This is a genomic window from Pedobacter sp. HMWF019 (assembly GCF_003061025.1).
In the GTDB taxonomy this organism is placed as follows: domain Bacteria; phylum Bacteroidota; class Bacteroidia; order Sphingobacteriales; family Sphingobacteriaceae; genus Pedobacter.
In genome coordinates this window covers 1-17459 of record NZ_QAIL01000028.1, presented here as the reverse complement: position 1 = coordinate 17459, position 17459 = coordinate 1, and the positions used below count along the sequence as shown (strand labels likewise).

The following is a 17459-nucleotide window of genomic DNA, read 5'->3' as shown; positions in this document are numbered from 1 at the left end:
GAGTACATGGTTATTTCATATTTAAGTATACCTGCTCTATAACGAAGAAGCCAGAAATAAATTCTGGCCTCCTTGCAATAAATATAAATTAAACAATCAATAAGTTTCTTTGACTTCTACTCTTCTCCTGCAAGCAGGTGATAAAAGTTCCTTATCGGAGAAAATAGAGGATGGAGAGACACCACATTACCAAATACAAGCAAAGCAGGCGAGGCGATTCCCTTTTCTTCAATCAGTTCTTCTATAGTATCCACAATTCCAACAACCACATTCTCATGTACCGTCGACCCATTCTCTATCACCGCGACAGGTAATCGGTTTTTACCTTCAGACTGAAATATCGCTGCAATTTCACGAATTCTTTCCACCCCCATCAGCACCACAACGGTTGCCGTTGATTTAGCTGCACCTACCAAATCCGGAGAGATCTCTCCCGAAGCATTTGTTCCTGTCAGTACCCAAAAGCTTTCACTTAAATTACTATAGATCATCGGAATCTTATGTAAACCGGGAACACCCGTTGCGCTGGAAATACCAGGAACGATTTCCGTCTGGATGTTATACGATTCTGCAAAGTCTACTTCTTCAAATCCCCTGGCAAAAACAAATGGATCGCCACTTTTAAGCCGAACCACATGACCATAATTCAGAGCATAATCAATCATCAGCCGGTTAACTGCATCCTGAGAGAAGGATTCATCACCAGAGTTCTTTCCAACAAATATTTTAATGGCATTTTCAGGCGCATGATTTAATAAGGCTTCGTTAACCAAAGCATCATAAAGGACAACATCGGCATCATTAAGTGCTTTTACCCCTTTTAAACTGATCAGGTCCGGATCACCTGGACCTGCACCTACTAAGGTTATTTTAGGCTCTTTAAGGCCATTTTTAACTTTACTTAAAATCATACTCCTACAATAAATGACTAAATAATATCTGTATTGGAATACAAATATATATAAAGTCTATATAAGTAGTAGTTATTTATTGAAATATTTTAAAATTGCAGAGGATCAGATGTTTCACGGGCAATGACATCTGCTATAGAAGTATGCGTCAGGATTTTTAAAGTTGCATCTCTTACATCAATAAAAGTTTTTCTGATACCACAGGTTACCTCATCATGGCATTCATCGCACTTTCTGTAGAACTTTAAACTGGCACAGGGCACCATAGCAATAGGTCCATCAGTGATCCTTAAAATATCCACCAGATAGATATCTTTCGCATCCTTATTCAGGCTATATCCACCGCCAGCGCCTTTTTTACTGTACAAGTAACCTGCATTCCTTAAATCAAGCAGGATTTGTTCCAGGAATTTCCTTGGAATCATTTCCTGCTCAGCCAGCCTAACGATCTGCATAGGAGGATTTTCGATATTCTTCCCCAGAGCGACTAAAGCCTTTATTGCATACTTAGTTTTCTTTGATAACATAGTCTAACAAAGCTAACAAAGATTTAGCGATAATAACAACGCAATTATTTCAACGCTGCATTTATTTCCTCTTCCGGAACAGTCTGGTCCAACTCTTCTTCGTTTTTGGCCATCGCCAGTACAGCACTAAATTTCTTTTCATAATGCGTCGAAGCATCTTTATACTGCTGTACTTTATCTGTCAGTAACTCGTCCTCTGGTTTCAGCAGGATATCTATTTTTGATTGCAGGTAATCTTTATAATTGGCAGAAGACTTATCCGCCAGCGTTTGAAGAAGTTCTTTATAGGTCATGGTCTGAAAAATTAGATTATTCAACACCATAAACGATTCAACACAATAATTGTTTACATTTATTGGTATACGCCTGATTATTTTATTGTTATTGATTTTAAGAGAGACTATGCAAACCCGCATTAAATTGTTTATTCTTATTTTTTTCCTTATCATTTGCAAAACAGGTGATGCATTTTCCGATGAAATAAATGAGTCCAGACAATTTTATTTTCAACAAATGGACAACAGGAACGGACTTTCAAATAGTGCAGTCAATGTCGTTTTCCAGGATCGTGATCAATTGCTATGGGCAGGTACATGGGACGGATTGAATATGTACGACGGCAGCAGTTTCAGGGTATTCAATTACAATAACGAAACTCCCTATGGCAGCATTGGAAATAATGTAATCCAGGATATTAAAGAAGACCAAAACAGGAATATCTGGATCAGTACCATTGGGGGAATTACGCGTTTTAACAAAACAAGCGGTAAGTTCTTCAAATATTTCTATAACCAAGGCAAGGACAGCCGTGTTGCTGAAAAGGAATTTATCTTAACGATCGACCTCAAGGGCCGTGTATTTTGCTATAGCAAAGCAAAGGGGCTGAGTATTTTCGATACAGCTACCCTGCAATTCCAGCCGATTAAACTCCCTTTAGCAAACAGGGTGATCAAAATGGAAACCGGATCTGATGGAAAACTCTGGCTGCTGGACAATAACAGCATCCTTTATATCTGTACAATTGCCGGAAATAGTATTCGCAGGATACAACAACTGGAAGGATTTTCTGACTTAACCAATATGTTCACAAGCAACGAGCAAATTGTCCTGACCAGCCCGCAATACATGTACCTTCTGGACAAGCAATATCACCTTGTGAAAAAGAGGAGTAACCAGCAAAAAATGAAAGCACTGATCTATTATCGTCATCATTATATTGTGGCCTGGGAAGCACAGGGAATTTCCGTTTTCGATCAGAATTTCAGTCCATCTCTGTTCATGAACAAAGAAGCCCGACAACTCTCAGGAACTAGGATTATGTCTTTAAACACGGCCAGGAATGAGATCCTTTGGCTGGGAACAGATGGCAATGGTCTGATTAAAATCTTTCCCCGGTCGAATTATTTCAGCCTGATCAGTAAGGTTGCTGTTCCCGATTTGGATAAGCCTGTAAGAAGCTTTTCTGAAGAAAATGGCAATCTGTGGGTCGGTACTAAAGGAAATGGTATTATAAAGATCCAAAAATTTTGGCAAGCGCCTGAAAAGGAAAGAACTGTTGAACTGCTCAATTCCAGCAATGGTTTGGATAACGATGCTGTTTTCTCTATTTACAAGAGTAGATCTTCTGCTTATATGTATATGGGAACCGACGGAAGGGGGATCAACGTCTATGACCTGAAAGCGGGGAGAATCATCAAATGGCAGGAAATTGAAGGGGTAAAAAATATTCCATCCTTCAGTTCAGTATATGCTATTCTGGAAGACCAGGACAGTTCACTGTGGCTAGGCACCAGCGGCAGCGGATTAATTCATTTGCGCCTGAAACAACAAGCTCCTGGAAAATTAAAGTTGGATAGCTTTAAACAATACTTATCCAGCGGAACCACTGGGCCAGCGAACGACATTATTTATGCCCTGGCCGATGGAGATGACCAGAAGCTATGGATTGCCTGCCGTTATGGCGGACTTACCGTTCTGGATAAGAAAACCGGTGAATTCAAGACCTATAAAGCCTTTTCCTATAAAAACAGTTTATCCAACAATGATGTGCTCTCTTTGTATATGGATAAGAAAAAAAGATTATGGATTGGTACCAGCTATGGACTTAATTGTCTTACTTATTCAGAATCCAAAAAACAAAGCCCCGCATTCCTCAAATTCACCATGGATCAGGGTCTACCCAACAACACCATACACGCTATTGAAGAATCCAATACCGGCGACATTTGGATCAGTACGAATAAAGGGTTGGCCAGATTAAGCCAGCCAGGAAATGCTATTGCCAGTTTTATGGAAAGCGACGGACTGCAAAGCAATGAATTCAGTGACGGAGCCGTATGGAAATCGGCCGATGGACACCTTTTCTTTGGGGGAATCTATGGGTTCAATTACTTTCAACCCATGGAGGTAACCGGAACCACCCAGCAACCCAATGTAATGGTCAAAGACCTTCAAATGGGCAGTACACCAATCAATGAAAATATGATCCAGGTGCTCAGCACTGCTCAGGGTAATACTCCGGAATATACATTAGACCGTAAAAACAACTTCTTCCGTATGGCGCTAAAGTCCATGAGTTATCTTAATCCGGCCAAAAATGAATTCTCCTATAAACTTGAAGGCCTGGACAAAAACTGGAATTATTCGGGAGCTATGGGCAATATCAGTTACAATAATATCCCGCCCGGAACATATACTATGATGCTGAAATGGTCTAACGGGGAAGGCGGCTGGACGGGTGACATCAGGATCTTTAAGCTTAAAGTGAACCAATATTTTTGGATAACCTATCCGGCCCTCCTTTTATATTTTCTTGTTCTTGCCATTTCCGCCTATATTTTTCACATCTACCGTAAAAATAAACTACGGATGAAATATCAACTGGAAATGGAGCATCTGCTCCGGCAAAAAGACGAAACCGTACACCAGCAGCGCCTCAATTTCTTCACCAATATTGCCCATGAAATACAAACACCATTGACGCTCATTATGGGCTCTATAGAACATTATCTTCAATCTAAAAACATAGTGATCAACAGAAAAACACCTGGAAATAACTATTTCCTATCTATCATACATCAGCATACCGTGCGGCTAAGCTATCTTGTGCAACAACTCATGGAATTCAGGAAAGCAGAAGCAGGGTACTTAACCAGGAACGATGACTTTGTAGACTTAAGCAAAATGTTTTCCAGCCTTGCACAGCTTTTCCTAACAGAGAGCGCTAAAGGTGACCGAAAATACCTGATAGAAATTCAGGAAGGCATGACCGGATTCATCGACAAAGACAAACTTGAAAAAATACTTTTCAATTTACTATCCAATGCCTTCAAACATTCTGGCCCGGAGGACACCGTACATTTCACTGCAAATTACCAGGAAGAAAGTCACAGGCTTTGCATTACAGTATCCAATTCGGGTTGTAATTTGCAGCCAAAAGATCTGGAAAGATTGTTCGACCAGTTTTTTGTAGGCAATCAGCATGCTCAACACAAATTCAGCACCGGAATTGGCTTAGCATTTACCAAAGAACTCGTGCAATTGCTTGGCGCAGAAATTAAAGCAGAGTTGCGGGAAAACTGGATCTGCTTCAATCTGAACCTGCAACTGGAACCCCTGCCTATTAATGGAAAAGAAGAGGAGGTGATCAGCTCTGCTCCTTCAATGGTACTCAGCTCTTTAATCAAGCAGCATTTGCAGCCCTCAGCAGAAGAAGAAAATAAGACCAGCCTGATTGATGGGCTGCATCAAAAAACAGGCCCGAGCATCCTGATCGTTGAAGACGAACCTGAGCTTCGTTACCTGCTTCGGAACATCCTGAAAGATCAATATCTGGTCTATGAATCTGGTAGCGGAACAGAGGCGCTGAATACCTTGCGAAAAATCACTCCGGATTTAATCATCAGCGATGTAATGATGCCAGACATGGATGGAATACAATTATGCCGGGAAGTCAAAAATACTCCGGTTACCGCACAGATCCCTTTTATTATTCTTTCGGCAAGAGCAACTATAGAACACCAGACAGAGGGGTTTGAGGTTGGTGCAGATGCTTATATCCCCAAGCCATTTCACATCAGTTACCTTCTGGTAAGAATTAGAAAACTCTTGGACAACCAGTCAAAAATGCAGCAATTACTGAAAGACCAGCACATCAACAATCAATTTACAGATGCAGACCTTGCTGAAACCGATAAAAAATTTCTGGAAAAGTTATTAAAGATTATAGAAGAACAGCTGGATGAGCCAGAGTTGAATGCCGCTTCAATTGAAAACGCACTTTCTATTAGCAAAATGCAATTGTACCGTCGTCTTAAATCTTTAACAGGAATGACACCTGCAGAGTTTATCAGAAGAATACGATTAAAGCATGCAGCCGATATGTTGCTTGCCTCACAATACACTGTTTCCGAGATCTTTTACAGAACAGGATTTAACAACAAATCTTATTTTTTCAGGGAGTTCAAAAAGACCTATCACTGTGCCCCCAATGAATTCCGGCAACGGCAATACGAATCAAATATGCCTCCTGTGCAATCATAGTGAACTAGTTTGCAACTATAGTACACCACTTCAAAATACTTCTGCTCTACATTTGTTTCAACCAAATATGTAGCTGATGAACCCAATCTCATTCCGCCGGAAATTTCCGCAGCTGTTTCTTTTCCATTTCATTGCTTTGGTTTTGCTTCAGCAAACTGCATCAGCCCAGCTCCGGCTCAGTGTCGTCGGCGATACCTTAAAAGGCTACAAAGCAGTTATTCTGAATGGAAGTGAACCCCTGTTAAACAATACAGAAGAATTCTCTTTAAAACTGACCAATGCGGACCATAGTACAGAATCGCTCCTCTCTTCCTGGACAGGAAAGACCTGGACCGGTACTGACAGTACTCTTGTCCTGACCAGAGAAAGTTATATTTCTGAACTTGACCTGAACCTTAGCATAAAAGTAACCTACCAGGTGCTCCATAAAAACATGGTCAAAAAAACGATCAGTCTCTTTCAGCCTGGTATGCCTTCCCTTTTATACCTATTGAAAGAACGTTTCATTCCGGCACAAAAGCCCTTGCATTATGTCAGTTTTGAACATGAACATTTTCCAGGAGGCTTCGTACATGAAATGTTTCCTTCCGTTGGATTTATTAATTCCCAACATATGCTCCTCTCCTTTTTAACCGACGCTGGCTACAAGAACCAATACACCAGGACTACCCGTCGACGGTTTAATGGAAGAGGCGGTGGCATGGTAGGCTTGCGTAAATTACCTGATCCCGAATTAATGGCTGTAGCAAGCCAAAAAGAACAAAGTTCAGGGAAAGATTATATACAAATAACGTTTGGCGAAATGTATAACCTGGATGCTGGAACTACAAAGGTTCTTATGCCGGAAAAGCCCTTTCATCCGGTAGGAATTTCCCATGTACAGCAACAGACACAGAACTTTATTATGGATTTCAAATCAGGAAAACCCGAAGAGAAAGGCATGGAAACAATTGTTCCCTTTCGGGACCAACAGGTTTACACCATTTCTTTTCAATGCAGAGGGGAAGTTCCCCTTGCACTTAAATTATTTCGGGTTAAAAATGGGAAAAAGACTATTGAACTGGAAGAGGGTCTGAAATACATCGACAACTTCAGTGTTAAGAAAGGTCTGTGGACCTTATTCAAAGGCAGCGTTCTTGTTCCCTATATAGAAAAGGACAGCGTTTCCTTATTTATAGGAACCCAATCCGGTAAAGCAGGAACCTTACAGGTCAAAGACTTTAAAATAGAGGAACATCAACCCCTCCGGGAGGCTTATAATGTATTGCCAATGGGAGAAAATACAGAAAAAATCAGCTACCTGTTCTTTGAACCCTGGAAAAATCATAAAGAATTCATGATCTCCTCACAAAGTAAGCTTGCAGAAGGTCTTGGTTTCCGCGGGACGACTCTGGAAAAAATGCTCTATGGGAATATGAATGCGCTAACCTGGATTACAGCAACTAATGACTTCAGCCCCTTCAATGTACCGAATATGAACTATTCTCCGGACATGTACAACCGGGATTCCTTTTTCTCTACCGTGGCTACCTACAATAAAGACCTAAATCTTGGCATTTGGGATCAATGGTCGAAGACACAGACGCCCAAGGGTGGCATTGGCACCATTATTACACCTTCCATGGGTTCTACAGAAGCTAAAGATAATGAAGCAACCATAGAATGGCTCATTTGGGCCATGCTCAACAAGAGGAGGTTCGACGCCAAATTACCTGAAGAAAAGATCAAAAAAGCGGTTGACTATGTTCTGAACGAATTCGATGCCGGAAAAGACGGCAAATGTCGATCCCATTTTCCAATGAGCCAGGTAGATATCATAGATTACGAGCCTAAAACAGATCGCCTGGCCGTTAATCAGGGAATGCTGGCTATTGCTTTAAGAACCATCAAAGAGCTCGGCTACCCCGTAGAAGAAAGCTATATTCAAAAGGCTGAACAGGAATACAGGAATTTCTATGATCCAAAAAGAAAACACCTACTTTTTGACAGAAACTATCCTGATATCATCTCTCTTACAGACCTGGAACCAGAATTTTTCTCCCTGTGGCTATTCAACAGACCGATACTCCAGGACGAAATGGTGACCAGCCATCTTGATCAGTTCCCCCTACTCAACCAAGTACCAGATGCACCCCATCCTGAATACGGAACCACAGCCCCTATTTGTATAAGGTTGATCCAAAACAAACCAGGCTATGCCTATCTCAGTGCAGACTACCAGCCTTTTGAAGCTTTTGGCGCATCCAACTACGCGGACGGAAAAAATGATGGATTCTATTACAATGGTGGAAGCTGGTTACGGGCAGAATATTGTGCCTATGTTACCGGATTGAAGCATGGCTGGAAAAAAGCCCCGGCACTTATAGAAAACCGGTCATGGGCCGAAATCAACCTTAATCCAAAATGGCCCTTCAGCAAAGAATTCATTCCAACCAAATGGACCACAACCGAAAGCTGGTGGCCCTCCACAAAAGGCCTTTGCTGGAACATCTTTATTCTGATGGCAAATGAGGTAGCCGGGCTCAGAACACCCGATATGGACCCTGATTATCAGAAAACACAAAAGTTAAATAAAAACTAATGATTTAAACCTTTACAAAAACTAACCAAATGAAATTAAAGATCAATTCACTATGGCTCCTGCTGCTTTTCCTGTTTGGAGCAAGCCAAAGTCTTTATGCCCAGACTAAAATATCCGGGACTGTAAAAGACATCACCGGCGCCGGACTGCCTGGCGTAAGTGTAATGCAGGAAAACACGCAGAATGGTACAATGACAGACACACAGGGAAAATTCACTCTGGTTCTGAAAGACGGATCAAATCCATCGCTCACTTTCAACTACGTGGGTTACGTGAAGCAAACCCTGGCTGTTAACGGCAGTTCCGTATTGAACATCACCTTAAAGGAAAATCAGGAATCCTTGAATGAAGTTGTTGTTTTGGGGTATACGTCGCAAAAAAAGTCTAACCTCACGGGTGCAGTAAGTTCAGTGAATATGCCAGACCTCGAGCAGCGAAGAGTTGCAGATGTGGCACAGGTCCTGCAGGGACAAGTTGCTGGTGTACAAATCACTCAAAGTACAGGAGCCCCCGGAGAACCTATAAATATCCGCATCCGCGGAGAGGGTACATTTGGAGACAACAGTCCCTTATTTATTGTAGATGGGACGCCAACCAGAGACATTTCTTTTCTCAACCCCTCAGATATGCAATCTGTTACCGTCCTTAAAGACGCATCTGCCGCAGCTATATATGGATCCAGAGCATCTGCTGGTGTCATCGTGATCACCACAAAGATGGGTAGTGCCGGAAAAACAAGTATAGACATTAACTATTTCAGAGGAATTCAGCGGGTAAGCCATCTCCCTAAAATGCTCAATACAACACAGTATATGAACAAGATGGAAGAATCCTGGAACAACTCCGGGTATACCGGAACAAATCCCTACACTGCAGACAAAAGCCGGACTGACCTGGCCAACACGGATTGGCTGAAGGAATTGTTTGAGACAGGACAATCCCAAAACTTACAACTCAGTGCTAGTGGAGGTAGTGATAAAGTCAGGTATCTGTTGTCGGGCGCTTACTACGGACAAGACGGCATTGTAGTGTATAAAAATGATCAGTACCAACGTTTAACTTTCAGAAGCAATATCACCGCCAATCTAACCGACCGTCTAACGGTGGGCAGTAATCTCCAGCTTTCCTATGCTAAACAAGATAAACTCTCTTCAAAAGGTGATGATCCAGGAATCATTCGTCATGCCTTCATCAGGCCACCTGTGATTCCAGTTTATAAAAGCCCGGATGATCCGACCTGGTCTGCTTCAGATCCCTTTACAGATCTTCCTTTTTACAAAAATAGCGACCTGGCCAGTGGTGGCTATCAGAGCAGATACGAATACAGCAGTAACCCCATTGCACTGGCTTATTTCACCAATGACAAAAGATATATTTTTAAAACTTTTGGAAACGTTTACGGAGAATATGCCTTTCTAAAGAATAAGGAACTAAAATTCAGAACGAATGTTGGGGTAGATTTAAACTTCACCCATAACAAAGCCTTTAATCAAAATTTTGGCGATGACGATGGTGGTGGAGATACCCCTGATAAAGGGCTTGGAAGAAAGAACCGGCCAAATTCATTAAATGAAGATCGTGGGCAGGAAAGCACCATCACCTGGAACAACACCTTAAATTATAGCAAGACTATCGAAAAACATGCATTCAGTGCCATGGTTGGAAGTGAATACATAACCAATCATTCCTCTTCCATAGGCGGCACAAGGAATCGCTTTGAATATACCCAGCCAGAATTCCAATACCTCGATTATGGAAACTCCCTAACCAATCTCTGGAATTCCGGATCTGGTGCAGAATGGACTTTATTCTCTTTATTCGGTTCTGCGACTTATGCTTTTGATTCAAAATATCTTATTACCGGAAATTTCAGGGCAGATGCGTCATCTAGGTTTGGCCCCAATAACCAATGGGGCTATTTTCCTTCTGTATCTGCAGGCTGGAGAATCTCTGAAGAAGCTTTTATGAAAGATATCCGCTGGATATCTGATTTAAAACTCAGGTTAAGTACAGGAAAACTGGGTAACCAGGAAATTGGAAACTATACCTTCCTTACCCTACTCCAAAAAGTTGGAGAGGAATACAAACCTTTGCGTTTCGGTAATCCTGATTTGAAATGGGAAAGTACCTCACAACAGAACATCGGTTTGGACCTGGGTTTACTCAAAAACAAGATTTACTTATCTGTAGATTACTTTAAGAAAAAAACCAGTGGCATTCTACTTCCATTGTCCTTGCCAGCATTTGTTGGTGATCTTCAGCCAACCATTGTCAATGCAGGCGAAGTGAGCAATAAGGGTATAGAAATCGCTTTAAGCTACAGAAACAATGACAAGGCCTTCAAATACAGCATTGATGGAAATATTGGAACGCTAACCAATCGTGTAGAAAAATTACATCCAAACCTGCCTTACATCATTGGACAAGTTACTAAAACTGAAGTTGGTCATCCACTTAATGCCTTATACGGCTATGTAATGGACGGTATCTATCAGAACCAGGCAGAAATCACCAATTATCTGCACGGCACCCCTAATCCCACTGAAAAACCGGGTGACATTAAATTCAAGGACCTCAATGGAGACGGTGTCATCAATGACCAGGACAGAGACTATATCGGCAACCCCAATCCAAGATTCTCGTATGGGCTAAACTTATCTGCCAGTTATAAAGGTTTCGATTTCTCCGCTTTATTCCAGGGTGTACAGGGCGTTGAAAAGTACAATGACCTCAAAAAGATCATCGATTACGATTCCAGGCCATTCAACCATTCAGTAAGAACCCTGGATGCCTGGCATGGCGAAGGCACCAGCAATACCATTCCTCGCTCCACATTTAATGACAATGGCAGCAGCAAAACCTCCAGCATCTTTGTAGAAAATGCATCTTACATGCGCTTAAAGAACGTAGAAATTGGTTATTCCCTTAAATCCATACTCTCCCGTACAAAACTTGGTGTGCAGAATGTACGCTTATACGTTTCCGGGCAAAATCTGTTTACCATTACCAAATATACAGGTCTCGACCCGGAATCTACAGACATCATAGACATGGGAACTTATCCGCAATCCAGGGCATTCCTATTTGGTATAAATGTTAAATTTTAATGCTTACCCGCTAAATTAAAAGAGATGAAATCAACATATAAATTTATTGCATTGCTGGTCATTATTCTTGGAGCAGGATGTAAAAAGGAACTCAATAAAGCCCCTATAGGCTTAATTACCCCAGATCAAATCAGTACAGATCCAAAACTTGGTACGGTTGCCTCTTCAGTAACCTCCTCTTATAAACTCCTCGCCAGTACCCTAAACATCATTGGTCAATGGGGATGGGATGACGGAACCGTGCTAAGGAATGACTTTATATTGCAGGATATTGCTTCAGGTGATATGCAAAAAAAGTGGAATCCAGATGGCGACCAGGCTTGGATGGATGAATTTTCCAAATTCAACTTTACGGCCAGTAATGGCGGTTTTAATGGCCAATGGAGTTACGACTTCGAAGGAATCTCCCGATGTAACAAAGCCATCAGCTACCTGACCGATGAATCTGTCGTTTCGAAAATAGGAATAACCCCTGCGTTAAAGAACAGAATGCTTGGAGAAGTCTATTTCCTCAGGGCTTTCTATTATTTTGATCTGGTGAATAATTTTGGAGATACGCCTCTTTTACTAAAACCCTTAAAAGATTTCAATGATGCTTATGAAGCTGCAAAAAGGGTTCCTAAGGCACAGATCTGGACTCAAATAAGTACTGATCTTGCAGCAGCAAAGCCGCTTTTACCCAACAGTAAATATTCGGACGATACCGATAAATGGCGGGTATCCAAAGGCGCAGTGCTTGCTTTACAAGCTAAGGTAGCACTCTATAACCAGAAATGGCAGGAAGTACTAACCAGCATCGCAGAACTGGAATCTTCAAATTTCTACAGCTTAAACAGCAACTATTTTGACAGCTTCAACCTTGCCAAAAAATTCAGTGACAACGAGGTCATATTTGCCTATAACCACCAGTCGGCACAAACACCAGCTATGGGAAACGGTCTTTGCGCACTTGCCGGATGGGGCTTTATTGCACCAACCAGCAGTTTCATCAGTGCCTTCGAACCCAACGACCCAAGACTTGGATATACAGTTGATGTAAGCAAGCAGAATGTTTATAAGATTTTTGGTGAGCTTACCGACCACAATAAAGGCAATGAAGACGCAGCCAGCAATAAAATATATATCCGCTGGGCGGATGTGCTGCTATGGAAAGCAGAGGCACTTCTGGAAACCGGCAATTACTCGGGATCCATTGGCCTCATCAATATGATCCGTACCAGGGCAAGAAATAGCGTAACAGCAAGTGGTACCACAACTCCTGCAGGAACGTTGCCGGACAGGGATGTTTCGGTGACGAACAAAACCCAGATCAAGAATTGGCTTGTACAGGAACGACGGGTAGAGTTGGGCTTTGAGTCCCAAAGATTTAACGATCTGAAAAGATGGGGCCTGGCCAAAGATTTCCTGAAATCTATTGGGGTCAATTTCCAGGATCGCAATTATGTCTATCCCATTCCACAGGGCGAGGTAGACAAATCGGGAGGAACAATTACCCAAAATCCAGGTTATTAACCTAAAATGATTTTTTCAGCTTATCCCCAAATTCTATGAAAGACCTTGCAAAAAGATTGATACAAAACCCGCTCCTACGTCCTGCAGACCTTAAACCAAGTTTAACAGGATTAGAAATTACCTGTCTGCTTAATCCAGGCGTATTCACTTTTGAAGGAAGAACCTGGCTCCTGGTACGGGTAGCCGAACGGCCAGCCCAGCAGGAAACCCATATCTCCTTTCCACTGCTCAGCAGCACCGGAATCCAGATCATGGAAATTGAAGTCAATCATCCAGAACTGATTGCTATCGATCCCCGCGTCATTAATTATAAAGGATTAGATTATCTGACTACGCTCTCCCATTTGAGACTCCTGTGCAGCGACGACGGCATCAATTTTCACGAAGCCGAAGGTTATCCTCTTTTACAGGGAGAAAACAACCAGGAAAGCTTCGGTATAGAGGACTGCCGGGTGGCGCTGATCGATGACCTCTACTACCTGACTTATACCGCGGTATCAGAGAACGGTGTTGCCGTAGGCATGCGCACCACAAAAGACTGGAAAAATTTCCGGTCAGAGGGTATCATCATCCCGCCACACAATAAAGACTGTGCTATTTTTGAAGAAAAAGTGAACGGAAAATTCTATGCCCTTCACCGCCCAAGTAGTGTAGACCTTGGTGGAAACTTCATCTGGATTGCCGAATCGCCTGATGGCTTCCACTGGGGTAAACATCAGTGCATCATCAAAACCAGGAAAGACAAATGGGACAGTAAAAGAGTAGGTGCAGGTGCTGCTCCTATCAAAACCGCAAAAGGTTGGCTGGAGATCTATCACGGTGCCAATGCAGAACACCGTTATTGTCTGGGTGCTTTTCTGATGGATCTCAACGATCCCTCAAAAGTGTTGGCCAGAACAGATGACCCCATCATGGTACCTACCGAAGATTATGAACTCAGCGGCTTTTTTGGAAAGGTCGTATTTACCAACGGCCATGTGGTTAAAGGCGATGAGCTGACAATTTATTATGGCGCCGCAGATGAATTTGTCTGCGCCGCACAATTTTCCATCGAGGAAATCTTATCCTCCCTAATCTACGCTGATGTTACTTAAACTCAAAGAAGAACTGCTTCACTTTAAAAGCCAGTCGCATAATTTCAAAACACTCACGCTCACTAACCTGATTTACAGTATTGTATTACCGGTGATCGATATCTTTGTGGCTGCGTATGTAATGCGGAGCTCTAACGACCCCACTAAAGTGGTGGTCTACCAACTCACCATCTATACGGGAATTCCCCTTACTTTTCTGATCAACGGCTGGTTGCTGAACCGCTTTCCCATCAAAATCCTCTACTCTTTCGGGATGGTGCTCAGCGGCATTTCCATGATGATCATGATGTCTTTGAAAACACTTGATATTACCGGAATAGGCATTGCGGGAATCGTTATGGGTATGTCCTTTGGCTTTTACTGGGCCAACCGTGACTTTCTTGCCCTGGCCACAACTGATGACAGCAACCGGAATTATTATTACGGCTTGGAAACTTTCTTTTACACCATCATTGCCGTTGTCGTACCTGTTCTGATCGGCTGGTTCATAGAGCTTTCTGGTAATGCAGGAGATGCTAAACTGGCTTACAAGATCGTTACCGGGCTGGTCTTCCTCATCACCATAGGGGCTTCAGCCATGTGTTTTACAGGAAAATTCCAGAACCCGGTGCATAAAAAATTCATCTATTTCAAATTCGATTCATACTGGTACAGACTCCTCTTCCTGGCCGTACTAAAAGGGCTTGTTCAGGGCTTCCTGGTTACCGCTCCAGCTATGCTCATCATGTTGTTGCTGGGAAAAGAGGGGGCTTTAGGAACTGCACAGTCCCTGGGTGCTGTATTTGCCGCAGTCCTGATGTACATCATCGGGCGTAACACCGGCCCGCAGCACCGGGTTTATGTTTTTGGTGCAGGACTCGTGCTCTTTACCATCGCCGCACTGATCAACGGCATTTTATTTAATGAAACAGGTGTCATCCTGTTTATGCTGTTCCTCCTGCTGGCCAAACCTCTGCTGGATCTGGCTTACTTCCCCATTCAGTTCAGTGTGATCGATTTGCTCAGCAAAAAAGAAAAAAGAAGCGAATTTGCCTATATTTTGAACCATGAAGCCGGATTGTATATCGGCAGGCTAACCGGTGCAGGGACGTTCTTGATTTTAGCCTATTGTTTTTCCAATGAAATCGCCTTACGATATGCCATCATTATCGTAGCCATTATCCAGCTCAGCTCTTACTGGGTAGCCAAAGGGATTATTAAAGAAGGAAAACTAATGTCCGATCCTGCAAATCTAACCGAACCCTTAATTGAAGCCACCGTTGCGCAATCCACTTTGTAAAACTCCGATTATGAAATTTAGTTTTAAGCTCCTGTTTCTCTTTTTATTATCTGCGACCACTCAGGCACAAATCCGCCAAATCCCAATCGACCGTGTAGAGCAAATGGCAGACCTTCCTCAACCCTTACAAATCATCGACTGGAAAAAGATGGCACTTAATTTTGACCGGACCGTTTATGATTTCCAGGCTACAGGCAAATACTGGCCCTTGGTTTGGATGGACAGTACCGGAAAGAATTTTAATCAACCGGTAATGGGTATGTATACAGCCATTGGTGATGTCCGTCAGGGACCAGCGCACAACAAAGGTATGTTCCATGAGGCACTGGCCAATATGGGAGCTGTACTTGGTGCATCCCTGGTCAATATCAACAAAAGCAATCAGCAAGGCCGCAACTATGTAGCCATGCTGAAGAACTATTTCAACAAAGACACCGGCTGGGACATCATGATGAACAATACCGCACCCGAGGTAGCCCTGCTGGGCGGAGGCTATGGAAGAGACTGGTGGTATGACGTTTACCCAAATGTACTTTTCTATGCCATCTGGGAAAAATATCCACAGGAACCCGGATTCAAAGAAATGGCCCGGAGCATTGCAGAAAAGTTCTTTAAAGCAGACTCTATACTGAATGGCAATTACCACTATTCTTATTTTGATTATGGCCAGATGAAACCGATGACCAATACCATCTGTGCGCAACCCGACGCAGCAGCAGGCCATGCCTATGTATTGTATGCCGCCTATAAAAAATTTGGAGACAAAAGATATCTGCAAGGCGCAATAAGCGCTATGAATGCTCTGGAAAGTCAAAAGATCAATCCAACCTATGAATTACTGATGCCTTTTGGAGCCTACCTGGCCGCCAGTATGAATGCCGAGCAAGAGACCCGTTTCGATCTGGCCAAAATGCTCGACTGGACTTTTGCAGGCACAGCCGTATGCAGGGAAGGCTGGGGTTTTCTCACCGGGAACTGGAATGGATTTGACATTTCCGGAACCGTAGGCAGTACAGTAGATCATGGCGGCTATAGTTTCCTGATGAATACCTTTGATGCCGCCTGGCCCCTTGTCCCTCTGGTCAAATATCAACCACAGTATGCCAATGCTATTGGTAAATGGATGCTCAATGCCGTAAATGCTTCCCGGCTGTTCTATCCGCAGTATATGCCGGCCGAGCACCAAACCATCCCTGAATTTGCAAAGGTGACCAAAGGGGTCATTGCCTATGAAGGAATGGCTAAAGCCTCTACCTTCGACACCCTGTACCCCCATTTAAAAGCACCCGTTGCCCAGGGTGATGGCCCCAAATGGGTACCCGGAAAAAATCCTGAGGTTTCCCAGTTTAGTGTTTATGGAAGCGGCCATGTAGGGATTTTTGGCAGTATCGTTAAAAAAACCAATGTAGAAGGAATTTTACAGCTGGACTTAAATGCAACAGATTTTTATGGGAACAATACCTTTCCAACAGACTTACTTTACAATCCTTATCCTGTAAAGAAGAAAATCAAATATATCCCTGCGTCCAAAGGGAAAGTTGACATCTATAATCTAATCACCAAAAAGTTTATCGCCAGAAATATAAACTCCGGCATTGAATTATCAATTTCGCCTATGCAATCTGCGGTACTGATCAGTATACCTGCGGGCAAAAAAGAGAAGGTGATCAACCATCAGCTCAATATTGAAGGACACATTATAGATTTTAGCTATAACTAAAAATAGTCATGCCCCGAAAAATAGAATTTCGGGGCATGACTAAACATACAAAACTATTGTTTAACATTATCTTTAGCCCACCATAGTCTTTTTCCCCACACCTGGTCAACTACTCCTACTGCCGCAGCTTCCGTATTCACTTTATTATATAAATATTCATTATTTGGGTAAGGCAATCGCCATGGC

General features: G+C 42.6%; 10 protein-coding genes. 7 read left to right on the top strand and 3 right to left on the bottom strand.

The annotated features are described in order from the left end of the window. Positions 1 to 116 precede the first annotated feature (116 nt). The 3 genes from cobA to DBR11_RS01720 form a co-directional block, all read right to left on the bottom strand. Entirely contained in the window at positions 117 to 911 is a 795-nt protein-coding gene (gene cobA / locus DBR11_RS01730) for a uroporphyrinogen-III C-methyltransferase (RefSeq protein ID WP_108549885.1), read from the bottom strand. Between the two features lie 89 nt (positions 912 to 1000). After that, on the bottom strand, positions 1001 to 1438 hold the full coding sequence (locus DBR11_RS01725) for an Rrf2 family transcriptional regulator (RefSeq protein WP_108549884.1): 438 nt from the start codon (positions 1436 to 1438) through the stop codon (positions 1001 to 1003). Between the two features lie 44 nt (positions 1439 to 1482). Then, entirely contained in the window at positions 1483 to 1731 is a 249-nt protein-coding gene (locus DBR11_RS01720) for a hypothetical protein (RefSeq protein WP_108549883.1), read from the bottom strand. Positions 1732 to 1951: 220 nt separating this feature from the next. On the opposite strand from DBR11_RS01720, the gene DBR11_RS01715 reads away from it, so the two are divergent. The 7 genes from DBR11_RS01715 to DBR11_RS01685 all read left to right on the top strand — a co-directional run bounded on the left by DBR11_RS01715 (position 1952) and on the right by DBR11_RS01685 (position 17273). Continuing rightward, positions 1952 to 5980 (top strand): two-component regulator propeller domain-containing protein, encoded by a 4029-nt coding sequence (locus tag DBR11_RS01715; RefSeq protein WP_233260611.1) that lies wholly within the window; start codon positions 1952 to 1954, stop codon positions 5978 to 5980. A 76-nt stretch (positions 5981 to 6056) separates the two neighbouring features. Next, positions 6057 to 8561 carry a hypothetical protein gene (locus DBR11_RS01710; RefSeq protein WP_108549881.1) on the top strand — a complete coding sequence of 835 codons (2505 nt, stop codon included), beginning with the start codon at positions 6057 to 6059 and terminating at the stop codon, positions 8559 to 8561. A gap of 29 nt (positions 8562 to 8590) precedes the next feature. After that, positions 8591 to 11668 (top strand): TonB-dependent receptor, encoded by a 3078-nt coding sequence (locus DBR11_RS01705; protein ID WP_108549880.1) that lies wholly within the window; start codon positions 8591 to 8593, stop codon positions 11666 to 11668. A gap of 24 nt (positions 11669 to 11692) precedes the next feature. Further along, complete coding sequence (locus DBR11_RS01700; protein ID WP_108549879.1) at positions 11693 to 13180, top strand: RagB/SusD family nutrient uptake outer membrane protein; 1488 nt, start codon at positions 11693 to 11695, stop codon at positions 13178 to 13180. Positions 13181 to 13215: 35 nt separating this feature from the next. Continuing rightward, a complete protein-coding gene (locus DBR11_RS01695; RefSeq protein ID WP_108549878.1) occupies positions 13216 to 14274 on the top strand; it encodes a glycoside hydrolase family 130 protein in 1059 nt (352 codons plus the stop codon). Next, positions 14264 to 15553, top strand: a complete 1290-nt coding sequence (locus DBR11_RS01690) for an MFS transporter (protein ID WP_108549877.1) — start codon at positions 14264 to 14266, stop codon at positions 15551 to 15553. Before DBR11_RS01695 ends, DBR11_RS01690 begins: the two co-directional genes overlap by 11 nt. A 10-nt stretch (positions 15554 to 15563) precedes the next feature. Continuing rightward, entirely contained in the window at positions 15564 to 17273 is a 1710-nt protein-coding gene (locus DBR11_RS01685) for a hypothetical protein (RefSeq protein ID WP_108549876.1), read from the top strand. Positions 17274 to 17459 lie beyond the last annotated feature (186 nt).